Origin of the sequence: Nocardia sp. NPDC058244, from assembly GCF_042882065.1 — a bacterium.
Classification (GTDB): domain Bacteria; phylum Actinomycetota; class Actinomycetes; order Mycobacteriales; family Mycobacteriaceae; genus Nocardia.
Genome location: NZ_JBHVWX010000001.1, coordinates 563,392 through 577,744, shown reverse-complemented (window position 1 = coordinate 577,744; position 14,353 = coordinate 563,392). Strand labels below are relative to the sequence as shown.

Below are 14,353 nucleotides of genomic sequence, written 5' to 3'. Positions count from 1 at the left end.
ACGCACGAAAGAACCCTTCGGCGCTTGCGCTCTCGGTCGAGAGCGCCTGGTCGTCACCCGGGGCACCCCACCGCCGAGCGAGGGTTGCCGATCAGCGAGCCGGGGCTCGAACGTGCTGATACTCGTGACCGTGGGAGGAAATGTAGCAGCAGGTCAGGAGCTGTTCCCGCGATCGCGGTCGTCGTCGATGCCGTTCCGGGACAGTCGGATACGGCGCTAGCTGCGACGATCGACGGGCGGGCGATTTGCGATCAGCTCGAGACAAAACACGGGCGGATTTCGGTGGCGATCAGCGCAGCCTGCGACAAATCATTGTCGACGTCCGGCGGGCTCGGTACTGCTATTCCCCATGACCACTCTGCTGCACATCAACGCTTCCGCCCGCGGTGAATTCAGCCAATCCCGCGCTATCGCGCAGACTTTCATCGAAACCCTCGCCACGCGGGATTCCGGTCTGCGAGTCGACACCCTCGATCTGTTCGACGCGGGGCTGCCCGCATTCGGCACCGACGCCGCGGCCGCCAAACTGGCCGTATTCACCGGCTCGGAGCAGACGCCCGAACAGGTCGCGGCCTGGGAGCGGGCGCGCGCCGTGTTCGACCGGTTCGCCGCGGCCGATCTCTACGTCCTCAACATCCCGATCTGGAACCACGGGGTGCCCTACATCCTCAAGCAGTACGTCGACATCGTCACCCAGCCGGGCTGGGCGTTCGCCTTCGATCCCGAGGTCGGCTACAGCGGCCTGCTGGAGGGCAAGCGGGCCGTCACCGTCTACACCAGCGGCGTGCACCAGCCGGGCGTGCCGGTCCAGTTCGGCAACGACTTCGCGACCCCGTTCGTGCAGGACTGGCTGCGGTTCGTCGGGGTGAAGGACGTGGCCGAGATCCGCTTCGCGCCCACGGTGCTCACCGAGGACCCGCAGGTCGGCTTCGACGCGGCTCAGGAACGCGCGCGTGAGCTCGCCGGCGACTACTGAGTCGACGGATCGGGGGTGGGCACCGACCGGCCGGACCGTCGCGACGATCTGTGCCGTCGGGATTCTCGTCGTCGGCCAGCTCTACGTGGTGTTGCCGGTGCTGGACGACCTGGCCGCGGAGTGGGGCACCTCCCGCGCCGCGGCGACCTGGACCACCACTGCGTTCGGGCTGGCCTACGGGGCGGGATTCCTGGTCACCGGTCCGCTCTCGGACCAGTGGGGTCGCCGCCCGGTGATCGTCGGGGGCCTGGCGGCGACCGCCCTGTCCACCCTGCTGGTGCTCGCGGCGCCGAATCTCGGCGCCGGCCTCGCCGCCAGGGTGGTGCAGGGATCGACCGCGTCCTTCTTCGCACCGGCGGCCTTCGCCTACCTCGCCGAGCGGATCGCGCCGCATCGCCGTGTCTTCGCACTCACCTGTCTGACCAGCTCGTTCCTCGGCGCCGGCGTGATCGCGCAGGTACTGGCGCAACTCGTCGACGGCGCGTTCGGCTGGCGCGCGGTCTTCGTGGCGGGCGCGCTCGGGTTCGCGGTCTCGGCCGTGGTCTTGTGGCTGGTGCTGGAACCCGGGCAGCGGGCGGGCGGGCGCGCGTCGGTGCGCTCGGTCGGCGCCGCCTTCGCGACCTTGCTGCGCACGCCCCGTCTCGCCCTGCTCTATCTGAGCTGTCTGGCCGTGCTCGGTTCGTTCGTCGGCCTCTACACCGGGATCCAGCTGTCCCCGCCCGACGGCGTCGGCACCGATAACACGGCACTGCTCGCCCTGCGGGCCTGCGCCCTCCCGGCCATGATCGCCGTCCCCGTGCTGGCGAGCAGGCTGGCGCGGATCGATCCGGAACTCCGGCTGATCACCGCTCTCGGCGCGGCCGGTCTCGCCGCCGCGATCACCGCCGTGCCGCTGGGCGGGCTCTGGGTCGGCGCGTGGCTTTTCGTCTTCGTCGCGGCGGTCGCGATCGCCGCGCCCGCCGCCGTGCAGGCGATCGCCGCGCACGCGGGCGAGGCCAGGGGCGCGGCCACCGCGCTGTACACCTTCGCCCTGTTCGTCGGGGCGAGCGCGGGTCCGCAGGTGGCCAATCTGGTCGCCGGCGCGGGCTACGCGGCGGTCGCGCTCGCCATCGCCGCGCTCGGCGTCGGCGGCGCGGCGGCGGCCTTCGCCGCTACGCGTGTACGTGGCGGCTGAGGGGACTTGCCGAGGTCGGGCGGGCGAACCATCCTTACCGGATGAGCGAGAAGCCGCCGGAAGTCGAGACGTTCGTCGGATCGGCGCGCGAGTACTGCGCGGTCGTCGAGGGGCTCGGCGGCGAATGGGCGCCGGCGGCACTGGCACGAGTGCTCGTGCCGGTGCTGGCCGGGCTCGTCGCCGCCGGGTGCGCGCTACCGCAGGTGGAACCGACCTCGACCGCGGTGCCGGATTTCATCAGCCGCGAGCGGTGGTTCGAGCGGTTCGAGCGGCTGGGGGAAGTCCTCGGCCGCACCGACCACTACTGGTCGAATCTCGACCTGACCACCGAAGCTCCGGTGAGCGCGGGCTCACTGGCCGACGACCTGACCGACATCTGGCGCGACCTGCGCCACGGTCTCGACGCGCTCGACACCGGATCGGATTGGCGTGACGTGGTATTCGAGTGGCGGCTGTCCTTCATCGCGCACTGGGGCAGGCACGCCGTCGACGCGCTGCGTCCGCTGCACGCCGCCCTGCGCGCCGACCTCCTCCAGAAATAGGCGCCGCCCCCTGGCATGCTCTCCCGCATGACCGCGAACGAGGACGACGACACCGACTACGTGCGGGTGGTGTTCCGGCTGCCGGAGGACCCCGCGGGCTGGCACGCGTTCAGCACGGAGCGGATGTGGGCGGTGCGGCTCGACGAGCGGCGGGTTCGGCTGGACAACATCCCTTTTCACGCACGGGCCGTCGCGCTCGGCGATGTGGTCGCGGTCGCGGCGGACGACGAGGGTGTGCTGTGGGCCGGTGACGTGCTCGAGCCGTCGGGGAACTGCACGATCCGGGTCATCCCGGCCGAGGGTTGTCTGCGCGCCGAGGTCCGTCAAGCCGTGCTCGACGCCTTCGAACCGCTCGGCGTCGAGGGCGAGGGCAGCGGCACCGGCCTGGTCGCCCTGAACGTCCCCGCGCACAGCGACCTCGAGGAGACCAAAGCCACTCTCGCTCAAGGCCACGCCGACGGCCTGTGGATCTACGACATCGGCGCGGCCACCGAGCAATGGCGCACCGCCACACCGGCACTCGCCGACCGCAACCCCAGCGACCCGCCCCCGGCGTCCTACGGTCTCGCCTTCCCCGCCGACCTCACCGCCTTCGTCTACAACACCGTCGCCACCGGCGAACGCCCCGCCCTGGTCGTCGTCCGCGACCCCGACGGCGAATGGATCATCGGCGACGGCTCCGACGCTCCCCTCGCCGCCGACACCGCCACCGTCCTCCCCATCCAGCACGTCACCGACACCGACTCGTCCGTCCTCGAACTGGCCGCCCTCCCCCCAGCCAAACTCGCCTGGCGCGACCACCCCATCGACCCCTGGACCATCGAGGACTTCACCTACACCGACGAGGACACCGACCACCCGGAGTAGCGGCGGAGTCTCGCCGACCGGGCTCGAACCGGCGTCCACCCGGTCCGAGCCGGGCGCTCTACCACTGAGCTACGACGAGACCTCCGCCTGTGCTGTCGACCGGGCTCGAACCGGCGTCCGCCCGGTTAGGAGCCGGGTGCTCTACCGCTGAGCTACGACAGCTCCGCGATCGTGCCCCATCAGAGGTGCGGGTGTCCACCGGATTCCGCGGACAGTTCGGCGGCGTAGCCGGCCTTGACCGGCTTGCCGCTGAACGCGCCTGCGCTGCGAAGCAGCATGGCCCACAGCGGATCCGCGACTTCGACGCCATGCACCAGCTCCGGCGTCGGGCGGAAGGTGCCGACCCGGCCCGGTGGTTTCGGCGCCGTCCAGCCGCCACGCTCCGGATCGACCGCGGCGGCCGCGCAGGCCGTGCGGACGTCGGCCGCGGTGCAGGCGGCCCGGCCCGCGAGCACCTCCCACGGCAGTGGCAACGCCGCCCAGACCCGGGTATCCGGGTGCGGGCCGGATCCGGCCGCACTGTGCCACGCCGCCAGATCTCCCGCGATCAGCATCATCGCTTTGCCGGGACAGACGGTGTCCAGTAGATCGGTGGCGCCACTCGCCGCGAGGCAGGACAGCCAGGCGGCGCGGGCCGCGTTGTAGGCACCGCACAGCAGATTCCAGGTCGAGGAGTCGTTGCCGCGGCGCACCACCATGCCCTGCCGGTCGAATTCGCTGGAGTTCCAGACCTTTTCGAGCATCTCGGCCGTCGCGCGGAGCACGGCGGACCACCGGCCGACCAGCATGCCCCGCTGTTCGTCGGTGAGGTGATCGAGCACCTCCGGCGTCGCGTAGGCCTGGGCGATCATCCACCAGTCGGTGTCGTCCTCCCGTCGGCAGCGCGCGAACAACAGCTCGGCGATCTCGTCGAACGGATTCTCCCGCCCGGAGAGAGTGAACTCCCGGCGGAGCTTGCGCTTGGCCGTGTAGTAGGCGACGAAGCAGGCCGCGTTCGGGTCGGCCCGGAACCGGTCGAGCGTGAGTTCCGCGGCGAACCCGGCGCGCGCTCGCACCGCGAGCTGCCTCTTGCGCTGCTCGGCCGCCAGCTTCGCCGCCTTGGCGGTCAGCCTGGTCAGCGCCCGGAATCGGCGGTTGTACTGCCGCTTGGAGACGTCCATGCCCGCGTCCGCACGCTGCTGCCGGTTGAGCCGATCGGCCAGGAAGTCGGTGCGTCGCGGGTCGAACCCGATCTCGGCACCGATCGACTCGGCGAAGGCCAGGAGCGAGGCCGGGGTGTCGGCATCGACCTCCGCGGTGACATCGAAGAGCCTGCTGGTCGCCGCGACCTGGTGCACGCCACCGACCGGACGCGCGAAATCCTCGGTCATGGAACTCAATCCGTCCCATCGCCGCGCCGCCTCCGCGACCCCGGCCAGCCGAGTGTGCTCCTCACTGCGCAGATCCCGTTTCAGGCAGTACAACGCGAGCCGCGCCACACTCTCCGGCCGGTACCGCGCATCCAACGACCGATGCAACTCGACCAGTGCCTCATCCCGCCCCATCGTCATGCGGTCGATCATCACAAGTCCCGGCGTCGCGCTGCAACGCCAATTCGGCGGGTAGGTGGGCGATCATCGTTATGGTTGCAATGACCACTACCTTGGTGGCAGGATGGCCCGCACATGATGCGGGATATTGATAGTGCTCGGGACAGCCTCGATGGGTTGTCGGTGGGGGATGCGTTGGGGGCGCAGTTCTTTGTGCCCGGGCGGTCGGTGGCTGAGCTGATGAGTGGGCGGGTGCCCGCTGGGCCGTGGGAGTGGACCGATGACACCGAGATGGCGTGTTCGGTGTTCACCGAGATCCGGGCGCGGGGGCGGATCGATCGGGATGCGCTGGCGGCCGTGTTCGCCGATCGGTGTGAACCGTATCGGGGGTACAGCGGCGGGACCGTAGCTGTGCTGCATCAGATTCGGGATGGTCGGCCGTGGTCGGAGGCGGCGGGGGCGCTGTTCGACGGGCGGGGGTCGTGGGGGAACGGTGCGGCGATGCGGGTGGGGCTGCTCGGAGCGTATTTCGCCGGTGACCTCGATCGGGCGGCGGTGGAGGCGGCGTCGGCGGGCGAGGTGACGCATCGGCACCCGGAGGCGATCGTGGGTGCGATGGCTGTCGCGGTGGCCGCGAGCTGGGCGGCGGCGAGTCGCGGAACGGACCGCGCGCCGGAGGAACTCCTGGCGGCGGTCGAGCCGTACCTGGTTCCGGGGCGGACGGCGAGTGGGGTGCGGCGCGCCGGGGAACTACTCGGACGGTCGGTCGCCGAGGCCGCGTACGAGCTGGGCAACGGCGCGCAGGTGAGCGCACAGGACACGGTGCCGTTCACATTGTGGGTGGCGGCGAGCCACCTCGACGACTATCCGGCCGCGATCACCGCGTGCGTCGAAGCCGGTGGTGACGCGGATACCACCGCGGCGATCGTCGGCGGAATCGTGGCCGCGCGCACGGGGATCGGCACACCGGGCGGGGTGCCGACGGACTGGTTGGCGGCCAGGGAGGCGCTGCCGGGCTGGGTGGGGTGAAGGCGCCGGCCGGCGACGCCTTCACACCGGTCAGGGTCGGGTGCGGAACTCCTCGAAGGTGGGGGTGGGGAGTTTGAGCTGGGCGTGGATGTCGCCGCCGAGGCCGAAGTGGCCGATGGCGCCGCCGTAGTTCTGCTGGTAGCTCTGCCAGAGGACGACCACGCTGATGACGCGGTTGGCACCCGGCGTCGACGGGTCGGGGAAGGGACTGGGCAGGGTCGCCCGGTAGGTGGCGGTGCCGTCGGCGGCCGTGACGAAGACATTGGGGACACCGAGCGGGCCGGGCCGGGTGGGGGCGGCGGGATTCAGATCGCCCGAGCGCAGGGACATGACGGTGTAGAGCGAGTCGGGGATCAATCCCGCCAGCTCGAAATGGAATTCGCCGTGCCGTTCGTCGTCGGCGACCGAGACCTCCACCGTGCCACGGGCTTCCAGCCAGCGCCCGAGGGTCACCGGCTCGGTCAGTTTGCGTCCGTCCTCGGCACGCAGGTCCGGGATCGGGACCTCGTGGAAGGGGTAGCTCGGGCGCACCACCGACCCGGCGTTCGGGAGCTGATCGGGCGCGAACACCATCGGGTAGTTGTGCGCGGGCAGCGGCAGCGGCAAGGTGTGCAGCACCAGATTCGCGTCGGTGTCCGAAAGTTGCTCGGGGAGTTCGCGAATCACCCGGTACGGCAGGTTCTCGCCGAACGCGGGCAGCGGTGTGTCGGCCGCGACGACGGCCCGGCCCCAGCGCCGCGTGACGCTGCCGTCGGGCCCAGCCTCGTTCAGGAAACCGACGACGAGGAAGTCGCCGTCGGCGTCCACGATCTCGCTGGGCGGGTACAGCGGACCCTGCGTCGTCGGGGTCAGGTCGTAGATCCGTTTCACCACGCGGACACCACCTTTCGATCGTCGGACAGTGCGGTGCCGTCGACGTCCCCGACCCGGTCACCGAGCGAGCCCCAGGCCGCGGTCGCGGCGGCCAGCAGGTGCGGGTCGTCGCCGCGCCGGAAGGGGTGCGCGACGATCCAGAGGAACGGCAGGTCGGTGCCGTGATCGCCGTAGCCCCAGGTGTCGTCGGTGCTGATGCCGTGCTCGCGCAGGAACGCCACCACCGCTTCGCCTTTGGCTTCGCCGATCATGGGGCGCAACACCTCGCCGGTCAGCGCACCGCGCTCGTCGAGCACCGGTTCGGTCGCGATGAGGTGATCGGCGCCCACCGCCGCGGCCACCGGGGCGATCGCGGGCGCGAACGAGCCGGACACCAGCACGGTGCGCACGCCCGATTCCCGGTGCGCGCGCAGCGCTTCCAGGGTGTCGAGATAGAAGGCGCCGCCCGCGGCCGCGTACGCGTCGAACCAGCGCTGCCCCGATTCCGCCAGCGCGGTGTAGGCCACGCCGCGGAAGAGCCGGTAATAGTGCCGGTTGATCTCCTCGCGTGGCGTACCGGCGTCCGCGCGCTCCTTGATCTCGTCGGTGACGCGCGTGTACTCGCTGCCGTCGTCACCGTGCTCGGCGAGCCAGTGCCGCAGGAACGCGAACATGCTCTTGACGGTGATCAGCGTTTCGTCGACGTCGAAGAACGCCGCGCCCGCGCTCATGCCGACTCCGCGAGGTGCGCGGTGACCGCCTCGGCGGCCTTGGCGCGCTCGATCCGCGCGATGCGCTCGTTGGGCAGCGCGGTGAACTCGATGCGCGCGTCGGCCACGGTCTTGCCGAACTGGCGGACCTCGGTCTCGATGACGAACCGCAACTTGCCGGGATCGTCCAGCGAGACCGGGGTCAACCGGGCGTGCAGGGTCGCGGGCAGCGGGAACAGGAACGAGGTGAACCGCAGGTCCACGTTGTTCCACACGATGTAGAAGTGCTCGCGCGGGTTGCGCACGCCGTATTCGAGTTCGAAGGCGGCCAGGAACAGCTGGCGCACCGCCTCGATCACCACGATGCCCTGCACGTGCTCGCCGGTCTGATGGTCGAGCAGCAGTTCGTTATCGCTGTCCAGGCGCAGATCGGCGTGGAAGACGTGCTCCTGCTCCCTGGTCAGCCCCGCCAGCAGCACATTGGAGTGCTGGTACTTGTGCACGTGATGCCTGCGGGCGGGTTCGGCGATCTCGCCGATCACCCGCAGCCCGGCGCCCGAGGTCTTCGCGACGTGCTCGAGATAGTCGAGATCGTGCCGGGTGATGCCCTGCCCCAGGTGCACCGTCAACTCCCGATCGGTCAGTCGACCGCCGCGCAGCTGGGCGACCAGGCCCGACACGGTGTGCACCCGCTCATCCGCGGAGATGCCGAGGAACCGGTCGGCCACCACGACGAACGTGGTCGCGACCGTTTCCTCGGCACGGGTGGTGGAGTCGAGTTGGACTACAGACATGGATGGACCCTCCAGAAGGACGCTTACGACAGGGAGGAACTCCCCCGCCATCCGGTCGTCACCCGGAGCACCCCGCCGCCGATGGAGGGTTGCCGCCCAGCAAGCCGGGGCTCGAAGCTGGAACTCGTGACCGTGGAACGAAAATTATTCGGCCCCAAACCTTTTGACCAGCGTTGCGACCAGGCTGCGAAAAATCCGACCGGGGGCGGAGGATCCCCAGGTCGACGATGCCTATGCTGTGCGTGACAGACCGTCACACCCATCCCGGAGGCACCGTTGCCGAACAATCTCGAAGCCAGCATCGACATCGCCGCAGCGCCGGAGAAAGTGTGGTCGATCCTGGCCGACCTGCGCCGCGTCTCCGAACTCAGCCCGACGACGCTCAAGATGATCGCCCTCGGCGGGGTCCGTGACGGCGCGTTCACCGTCAACGTCAACAAGGTCGGCTGGAAGATCTACCCGACCACCTCGCGCATCGTGACCTTCGAGCCGAACAAGTCCTTCGCGTTCCGGATGAACGAGAACCGCACGGTGTGGCGCTACGACCTCGTGCCCACCGCCACCGGCACCCGGGTGGTGGAGACCCGCACCGTCGACGCCAAGGGCCTGCCCGGCTGGCTGCGCGGGACCATCAAGGTGGCGATGGGCGGCGAGCAGAAGTTCGAGGCCGACCTGGTCGCCGGGATGCGGGAGACGCTGAGCAAGGTCAAGGCCGCCGCGGAGCGCTGACCCGCACGACACCCGAGAGCCCGCCGGATGATCCGGCGGGCTCTTCGTCGTTCACGGGGTCAGAGGTCGGCGCGGATCTCGTCGAGCGCCTCCGCCGTGCGGGTGAGCAGGGCCGTGACCGCGGCCAGTTCCGCGGCGGTGAACCGCGCGGCGAGGTCGCGTTCCACCGCGACGGCGCGGACGTCGGCGGCCGCGGTCACCTCCCGGCCCGCTTCGGTCAGCCGGGTCTCCAGCACGTTCCTGTGCCATTCGTGCGGTGTCCGCTCGACCAGGCCGCGGTCCTGGAGGTTGGTCAGCACGGTGTTCATGGTCGGCGGCGTCACCCCGGCCAGCCGGGCCAGCGCCGCGGCGGAGATGCCGGGGTTCTCGGCCAGGTGCAGCAGGGCGCTGTACTGCGGAACGGTCAGCCCGGCCGGCTTCAGCGCGGCGGTCTTCGCCGCGATCAGGGACTGCTCGGCGCGCTTGATATACGTGCCGAGCCTCTCGGCGGCGGGCATGGACGTCATGGGTGCATGCTATCCGCCCATCATCTCGTAATGCCCTTGACGATCATTAGAACTCTAACTTACATTCCTGCCTATCACTTGATGTCTGGCATTACATCACTGAGAGGCTTCATCATGATCAGGACCAGCGCCACCCTCGCCCTGGCCGTCGCCTGCCTGTCCGTCACCGCGTGCGGCACCGCCGCCACACCCCGGCTGAGCACCGCTTACGAGCTGCCCGGCAGCGCCGTCTATCCCGAGGGCATCGCGGTGGACGCGCGCTCCGGCGACAGCTATGTGGGCTCGTTCGCCGACGGGGCCGTCTATCGCGCCGCCCCGGGCGCGACGCGAGCGGAGGTGTTCCTGCCCCCGGGCGCCGACGGCCGCAAGACCACCAACGGCCTGCGGGTCGACCGGGACGGCAGGCTGTGGGTGATCGATTCGAGCGCCGGTGTCGCCGTGTACGACACCGGGTCGCGTGCACTGCTGGCCTCGTTCGCGGTGCCGGACAGCGCGCCACGATTCGTCAACGATCTCGACTTCGGCGCCGACGGCAGCGCCTACCTGACCGACAGCGTGCGCAATGTCGTCTACCGGGTGGGCCCGGACCGGGTGTCAAAGGGCAGCGGGGACTTGGAGATCGGTTACGACCTGAGCCCGGTACTCGGTCCGCGCGATCCACAGGTCTTCGAGCTGAACGGGATCGTCGCCGATCCGGCGGACGGGTACCTGCTGGTCGTCGCGATGTCGGCGGGCGAGCTGTACCGGATCGATCCGAGCGGCGCCGAGCCGATCCGCAAGGTCGCGCTGACCGGTGGCGATGTGCGCCACGGCGACGGCATGGAACTGCGCGACGGCACCCTGTGGGTGGTCCACAACACCGAGAACACCCTCAGCCGGTGGACCGTCGCCGACCACGGTGCCACCGCGACGCGAGTCGCCGAATTCCACGATCCCGCACTGGCTGTCCCCACCACCATGGCGCACGTCGGCGATCGGGCGCTGGTCGTGTCGTCACAGTTCGACAAGGGCGGACCGCTGGGCGACACAGGGACGCCGGGGACCTTCGTGGTGACGGCGGTCGACGGGTTCTGATCAGGTCTCGGCGACGAATTCCCGCAGTACCGCGACGAATTCGTCCGGCTGCTCGACCTGCGGGGAGTGCCCTGCGTGTTCGACCAGGTGGGTGCGCGCGCCCGCCGCCGCGTAGCGGTCCAGGGTGGCGGTGCTGTCGTAGAGGTGGTCGTGGCGGCCGTGGATCGCCAGGACCGGCAGGTCGAGGGCGGCTGCCCGAGCGTCGAGGGGACGCGCGGCGAGGTCGTCGCCCCGGGGACCCGCGGCGTAGGCCAGGCCGGCGGGCACGGCCGCGCGGAAGTCGCGCACCACCGCGTCGGCCAGGCCGGGCGCGGAGTCGTAGCGGAAGCGCGGCGCGAACGCGGTCCGGTTCGCCAGCCGGACCACCAGGGCCGGTGTCCAGCGCTGCGCCAGCCGGACCGTCCACGGGCGGACCACCCATGCGGCCGCCGACGGGATCGCGGCGATGCGGTAGTCCGGCGCCTGCCCGACCACCACCACCCTGGCCACCCGGGGCGAGACAGCAGCGAGTTCCAGGGCGATCTCGGCGCCGAAGGAGTGCCCGACCACCGTGACCCGCGCGAGGTCGAGTTCGTCGAGGAGTTCGACGACCGGCGCGGCCCGGGCGGTGGCCGCGAAATCACCGGAGTCCGCGCCCTGATCGTGGACGTCCACCCGGATCACCCGGTACTCGGCCGCCAGCCGCTCGGCGACCGCCGCGAACCAGTCGACCGAGCCGGGGATGCCGTGCAGGAACACGATCGCGGGGCCGGTGCGTGGGCCTTCGTCCAGAAACAGCACCCGTCCAGACTATCGAGACCGATCGGTTCGATCCCCACACCGTTCAGTCAGCGTCACGATCCGTCGCGGCGGCGCGCATCACGCATCCTTCGCTCGGCACGCGCCATCATGCGCGGGACCAGCCTGCGGTGTGCGATGCCGACGATCGTGAAATACACCCGGCCCAGCCGATTCCGGTAACGCACCAGCGTGGTGAGAGTGACGCGCCCGTCGACCACGCGCACCGAGGCGACGAAGTCGAGCATCGGCATGGCCTGGCCGGTGAGGTGTTCGGTGTCCGACACCGCCCGCTCGGGAAAGGCGCTGCGGCCGAAGATCGCCCGGGTCCAGGCCGCCGGGTCGGTGGTGGCGCCGGGCGGCACGTCGACGGAGTAGGCATCGGCGTAGTCGGGGTCGGGGATGGCCGCCTCGGCCAGCGGCGCCGCGGTGACGATCGGCATGGTCAACCTCCATACTGTCCCGTATGGATTCGACCATACGGTAGCGTATGTGAATGCCGCAAGAGGAGAACGCGAAGTCGGCGGGGCGCCGGCTCACCGCCGACGACTGGGCACGGGCCGCGCTCGCAGCCCTCGGCGAGGGCGGCCTGGCCGCGGTCGCGGTCGAGCCGCTGGCGAAGCGCCTCGGCGCGACCAAGGGCAGCTTCTACTGGCACTTCAAGGACCGGGCCGCGCTGGTCGACGCCGTTCTCGCGCAGTGGGAGCGGCGCGGCACGCAGGACGTCATCGACGAGCTCGATCGATTGCCGGGGCCCGCCGAACGATTGCAGCAGCTGTTCACCCATGTCATCGACTACGCCGCGCACGGCAGGGAAGATCTCGCGCTGCTCGCTTCGGTGGATCAGCCCGCCGTCGCCGCCGCGATGCGCCGGGTCGCCGAACGCCGGATCGCCTACGTCGCCGCGCAATTGCGGCTGCTCGGGGTGCCCGATCCGCAGGCGGCCACCCGCGCGGCAGTCGCCGTCAGCATCTATCACGGGTTCAATCAGCTGGCCAGGGTCGCGCCGGGCACGCTGCCCGCCACCGACGAACTGGTCGACGCCGTGCTGCTCCGGCTGCTCGATCCGGCAGCGCCGAATCAGTCGGATTGACAGCGCGTTCACCCCGCGTAGCAGCCGATTTCGGGATCGAGGCGACGATTGTCGATGCACCAGTGGCGGTATTCGGCCTCGTCGAATACGCTTCGCCGCGGATGAAAACGCCTCATGGAGGGACGAGTGATCACTCCGAACAGGGCGGAGGACGTAGCCGAAGCCCGGCATACCGTGCCGTTGACCCAGCTGATACACCTGATGGCGGAGTATCAGCACCTCGGCGCGCACCGTGACACCTTCCTCGCGACCCCGGCCGATGACACGTTCGTGCGCGGCTGCGGCATCGTCGCGGGGAGCATCGCCACCATCGGCGTCATCTGCACGGCTGTCGGCGCCTGGCAGGGTGGCGTCGCGCTGCTGACGATCGCCGCGGTCCCGGTGCTGCTGGCGTTCCGCCGCGGAATCCTCAACCGGCAGAACCGCGCCGCCCGCATCGACCTGTTCGACCACGGCGTCACCGTCTACCGCTCCGGCCAGCGCGTCGCCGGATTCCGCTGGGACAGCACCGAAGTCCGCCAGCAGATGATCCCGTTCCACGACACCATGCCGGTGTCGTACTACCTGGAGCTCAGCGGCCCCGGTGGCGTCGAGGCCACCGTCGACGAGGAAGGCTTCGCCCGCGCACGCGAATGGGCCCGTGCCATCCAATCCGCCGTCACCGCAACCCAACTCCCCGCCGCCGTCACCGCCATCGACAACGGCGACACCGTCGCCTTCGGCGAGCTCGCCCTCTCCCTCGACGCCCTCACCTACAACGGCGAGGCCTTCCCCTGGGAGAACATCCAGCTCATCGACGCCCGCAGCGGCCACATCCGCATCAAACTCGCCGGCATGTGGATCTCCCTGACCCCCGTCAGCACCATCCCCAACTTCTACATCTTCAACGAACTCGCGGAACGCCTGCGTTTGACCCCGGTGGGCTAGTGCGCGGCCGCCGGGTTCACGGTTGCAGTCCGAGAATCAGGCGGACCGAGCTCTCCACCCGGCGTAGCTCGGTCGGCGCGAGCACCCCGAGTTTGCGCCGCAGGCGCGGCTTCGCCACCGTGTGCAGATCTGCACAATTCACGTAGGACTCCGCGTATTTGGTCAATCCGGAATCCGAGCCGACCGGAACGTGCGTGACCCCGGGGCCGGAGGTTCCGGTGATCAGCGCGACGGTTACGGCAGCCAGCGGTTCGGCGATCCGATTGACAGTCAAGACGACAACAGGGTGGGGACCCACCGGCGAAGGCAGAGCGCAGGACCAGACCTCACCCCTGAGCGCGGTTCCCGCGGTTACCACTGCATCTCGTCCACGGCGGCCAACTCGTCCGCATCCGGCTCGACAACGCCCTCGGGTAGCGGGGCAGGCCTGCTTGCGTAGAAGGCACGAATTTCCTCGGCCGCGCCGACCTCGGCGGCCTCCCGAGCAAGGAGCCGCAGACCTTCCCGCAGCGCATCCGAGGTCGAGCCGATGTGCAGGGTCCGCATAACCTCCTGCAAGGCCGCGACCTCGTCGGCGCGCAGTCGGACCTGCGCCAGACGGCTGGGGCCGAGCGAACTCGCCGTTTCCCGGCGGGTGGCCCCCCGCTTCTTCTCGGCCATCCGCTTGCGGGTCGCCGCCACTTCGGCAGCTTGTCGTACAGATGTCATACACCCAGTGTGAATCGACAGAGCGTAACGGTCAAGCAGGTCCGTTACAGCACCGAAGGCCGGCCC

At 70.1% G+C, this 14,353-nt stretch carries 18 protein-coding genes, 2 tRNA genes and 2 riboswitches; of the genes, 9 read left to right on the top strand and 11 right to left on the bottom strand.

What is annotated here, in order from left to right; translation table 11 throughout:
• Positions 1-15: 15 nt before the first annotated feature.
• Positions 16-130, bottom strand: a riboswitch (SAM riboswitch).
• 219 nt (positions 131-349) lie between these two features.
• The 4 genes from ACFVW6_RS02760 to ACFVW6_RS02745 are packed head-to-tail and all read left to right on the top strand — an operon-like array spanning position 350 to position 3,559.
• The gene (locus ACFVW6_RS02760; RefSeq protein ID WP_378824052.1) at positions 350-976 is read left to right on the top strand and encodes an FMN-dependent NADH-azoreductase; all 627 of its coding nucleotides are present in this window, start codon (positions 350-352) and stop codon (positions 974-976) included.
• Entirely contained in the window at positions 954-2,150 is a 1,197-nt protein-coding gene (locus tag ACFVW6_RS02755) for an MFS transporter (protein WP_378824053.1), read from the top strand. Before ACFVW6_RS02760 ends, ACFVW6_RS02755 begins: the two co-directional genes overlap by 23 nt.
• 41 nt (positions 2,151-2,191) lie before the next feature.
• The gene (locus ACFVW6_RS02750) at positions 2,192-2,692 is read left to right on the top strand and encodes a DUF5063 domain-containing protein (protein WP_378824054.1); all 501 of its coding nucleotides are present in this window, start codon (positions 2,192-2,194) and stop codon (positions 2,690-2,692) included.
• Between the two features lie 27 nt (positions 2,693-2,719).
• Positions 2,720-3,559 (top strand): DUF4265 domain-containing protein, encoded by an 840-nt coding sequence (locus ACFVW6_RS02745; RefSeq protein WP_378824055.1) that lies wholly within the window; start codon positions 2,720-2,722, stop codon positions 3,557-3,559.
• Between the two features lie 8 nt (positions 3,560-3,567).
• On the opposite strand, the gene ACFVW6_RS02740 is transcribed toward ACFVW6_RS02745, so the two are convergent.
• From ACFVW6_RS02740 to ACFVW6_RS02730, 3 genes are all read right to left on the bottom strand, one after another.
• Positions 3,568-3,638: transfer RNA gene (locus tag ACFVW6_RS02740), tRNA-OTHER, on the bottom strand.
• A gap of 11 nt (positions 3,639-3,649) precedes the next feature.
• Positions 3,650-3,721 (bottom strand) — tRNA-Arg (locus tag ACFVW6_RS02735).
• Between the two features lie 17 nt (positions 3,722-3,738).
• A complete protein-coding gene (locus ACFVW6_RS02730; RefSeq protein ID WP_378824056.1) occupies positions 3,739-4,929 on the bottom strand; it encodes a hypothetical protein in 1,191 nt (396 codons plus the stop codon).
• Positions 4,930-5,223: 294 nt separating this feature from the next.
• Here ACFVW6_RS02730 and ACFVW6_RS02725 point away from each other — a divergent pair, with 294 nt between their 5' ends.
• Entirely contained in the window at positions 5,224-6,117 is an 894-nt protein-coding gene (locus ACFVW6_RS02725; protein WP_387790564.1) for an ADP-ribosylglycohydrolase family protein, read from the top strand.
• 30 nt (positions 6,118-6,147) lie between these two features.
• Here the strand turns inward: ACFVW6_RS02725 and ACFVW6_RS02720 are convergent, their stop codons facing one another.
• From ACFVW6_RS02720 to ACFVW6_RS02710, 3 genes are read right to left on the bottom strand one after another with little or no spacing between them, the layout of a single operon-like run.
• Positions 6,148-6,990: a hypothetical protein gene (locus tag ACFVW6_RS02720; RefSeq protein ID WP_378824058.1), complete on the bottom strand. Its 843-nt coding sequence runs from the start codon at positions 6,988-6,990 to the stop codon at positions 6,148-6,150.
• Complete coding sequence (locus ACFVW6_RS02715) at positions 6,984-7,700, bottom strand: HAD family hydrolase (protein ID WP_378824060.1); 717 nt, start codon at positions 7,698-7,700, stop codon at positions 6,984-6,986. Before ACFVW6_RS02715 ends, ACFVW6_RS02720 begins: the two co-directional genes overlap by 7 nt.
• A complete protein-coding gene (locus ACFVW6_RS02710) occupies positions 7,697-8,473 on the bottom strand; it encodes an AfsA-related hotdog domain-containing protein (RefSeq protein WP_378824061.1) in 777 nt (258 codons plus the stop codon). The genes ACFVW6_RS02715 and ACFVW6_RS02710 overlap by 4 nt, the downstream gene beginning before the upstream one ends.
• 14 nt (positions 8,474-8,487) lie before the next feature.
• Positions 8,488-8,605, bottom strand: a riboswitch (SAM riboswitch).
• Positions 8,606-8,749: 144 nt separating this feature from the next.
• Between ACFVW6_RS02710 and ACFVW6_RS02705 the strand changes: the two genes are divergently transcribed.
• Positions 8,750-9,202 (top strand): SRPBCC family protein, encoded by a 453-nt coding sequence (locus ACFVW6_RS02705; RefSeq protein ID WP_355274313.1) that lies wholly within the window; start codon positions 8,750-8,752, stop codon positions 9,200-9,202.
• Between the two features lie 59 nt (positions 9,203-9,261).
• Here ACFVW6_RS02705 and ACFVW6_RS02700 read toward each other — a convergent pair whose 3' ends face one another.
• Positions 9,262-9,708, bottom strand: coding sequence for a MarR family winged helix-turn-helix transcriptional regulator (locus ACFVW6_RS02700; RefSeq protein ID WP_378824062.1), 447 nt, complete (start codon positions 9,706-9,708; stop codon positions 9,262-9,264).
• Between the two features lie 114 nt (positions 9,709-9,822).
• Here ACFVW6_RS02700 and ACFVW6_RS02695 point away from each other — a divergent pair, with 114 nt between their 5' ends.
• Positions 9,823-10,782 (top strand): SMP-30/gluconolactonase/LRE family protein, encoded by a 960-nt coding sequence (locus ACFVW6_RS02695; protein ID WP_378824063.1) that lies wholly within the window; start codon positions 9,823-9,825, stop codon positions 10,780-10,782.
• Here ACFVW6_RS02695 and ACFVW6_RS02690 read toward each other — a convergent pair whose 3' ends face one another.
• The gene (locus ACFVW6_RS02690; protein ID WP_378824064.1) at positions 10,783-11,562 is read right to left on the bottom strand and encodes an alpha/beta fold hydrolase; all 780 of its coding nucleotides are present in this window, start codon (positions 11,560-11,562) and stop codon (positions 10,783-10,785) included.
• Between the two features lie 53 nt (positions 11,563-11,615).
• Positions 11,616-12,002 carry a DUF2867 domain-containing protein gene (locus ACFVW6_RS02685; protein WP_378824065.1) on the bottom strand — a complete coding sequence of 129 codons (387 nt, stop codon included), beginning with the start codon at positions 12,000-12,002 and terminating at the stop codon, positions 11,616-11,618.
• A gap of 53 nt (positions 12,003-12,055) precedes the next feature.
• Between ACFVW6_RS02685 and ACFVW6_RS02680 the strand changes: the two genes are divergently transcribed.
• On the top strand, positions 12,056-12,652 hold the full coding sequence (locus tag ACFVW6_RS02680; RefSeq protein WP_378824066.1) for a TetR/AcrR family transcriptional regulator: 597 nt from the start codon (positions 12,056-12,058) through the stop codon (positions 12,650-12,652).
• Between the two features lie 126 nt (positions 12,653-12,778).
• Positions 12,779-13,579 (top strand): DUF6585 family protein, encoded by an 801-nt coding sequence (locus ACFVW6_RS02675; protein WP_357342381.1) that lies wholly within the window; start codon positions 12,779-12,781, stop codon positions 13,577-13,579.
• A 16-nt stretch (positions 13,580-13,595) separates the two neighbouring features.
• Here ACFVW6_RS02675 and ACFVW6_RS02670 read toward each other — a convergent pair whose 3' ends face one another.
• Entirely contained in the window at positions 13,596-13,937 is a 342-nt protein-coding gene (locus ACFVW6_RS02670; protein WP_378824067.1) for a type II toxin-antitoxin system PemK/MazF family toxin, read from the bottom strand.
• Positions 13,931-14,287 carry a hypothetical protein gene (locus ACFVW6_RS02665; protein WP_378824068.1) on the bottom strand — a complete coding sequence of 119 codons (357 nt, stop codon included), beginning with the start codon at positions 14,285-14,287 and terminating at the stop codon, positions 13,931-13,933. The genes ACFVW6_RS02670 and ACFVW6_RS02665 overlap by 7 nt, the downstream gene beginning before the upstream one ends.
• Positions 14,288-14,353 lie beyond the last annotated feature (66 nt).

Bases quoted from the DNA above. Each gene is read 5' to 3' on its own strand.
- ACFVW6_RS02760 (WP_378824052.1), top strand. From the start codon at position 350: ATGACCACTCTGCTGCACATCAACGCTTCCGCCCGCGGTGAATTCAGC.
- ACFVW6_RS02750 (WP_378824054.1), top strand. From the start codon at position 2,192: ATGAGCGAGAAGCCGCCGGAAGTCGAGACGTTCGTCGGATCGGCGCGC.
- ACFVW6_RS02745 (WP_378824055.1), top strand. From the start codon at position 2,720: ATGACCGCGAACGAGGACGACGACACCGACTACGTGCGGGTGGTGTTC.
- ACFVW6_RS02730 (WP_378824056.1), bottom strand. From the start codon at position 4,929: ATGACCGAGGATTTCGCGCGTCCGGTCGGTGGCGTGCACCAGGTCGCG.
- ACFVW6_RS02725 (WP_387790564.1), top strand. From the start codon at position 5,224: ATGATGCGGGATATTGATAGTGCTCGGGACAGCCTCGATGGGTTGTCG.
- ACFVW6_RS02715 (WP_378824060.1), bottom strand. From the start codon at position 7,700: ATGAGCGCGGGCGCGGCGTTCTTCGACGTCGACGAAACGCTGATCACC.
- ACFVW6_RS02710 (WP_378824061.1), bottom strand. From the start codon at position 8,473: ATGTCTGTAGTCCAACTCGACTCCACCACCCGTGCCGAGGAAACGGTC.
- ACFVW6_RS02700 (WP_378824062.1), bottom strand. From the start codon at position 9,708: ATGACGTCCATGCCCGCCGCCGAGAGGCTCGGCACGTATATCAAGCGC.
- ACFVW6_RS02695 (WP_378824063.1), top strand. From the start codon at position 9,823: ATGATCAGGACCAGCGCCACCCTCGCCCTGGCCGTCGCCTGCCTGTCC.
- ACFVW6_RS02685 (WP_378824065.1), bottom strand. From the start codon at position 12,002: ATGCCGATCGTCACCGCGGCGCCGCTGGCCGAGGCGGCCATCCCCGAC.
- ACFVW6_RS02680 (WP_378824066.1), top strand. From the start codon at position 12,056: ATGCCGCAAGAGGAGAACGCGAAGTCGGCGGGGCGCCGGCTCACCGCC.
- ACFVW6_RS02665 (WP_378824068.1), bottom strand. From the start codon at position 14,287: ATGACATCTGTACGACAAGCTGCCGAAGTGGCGGCGACCCGCAAGCGG.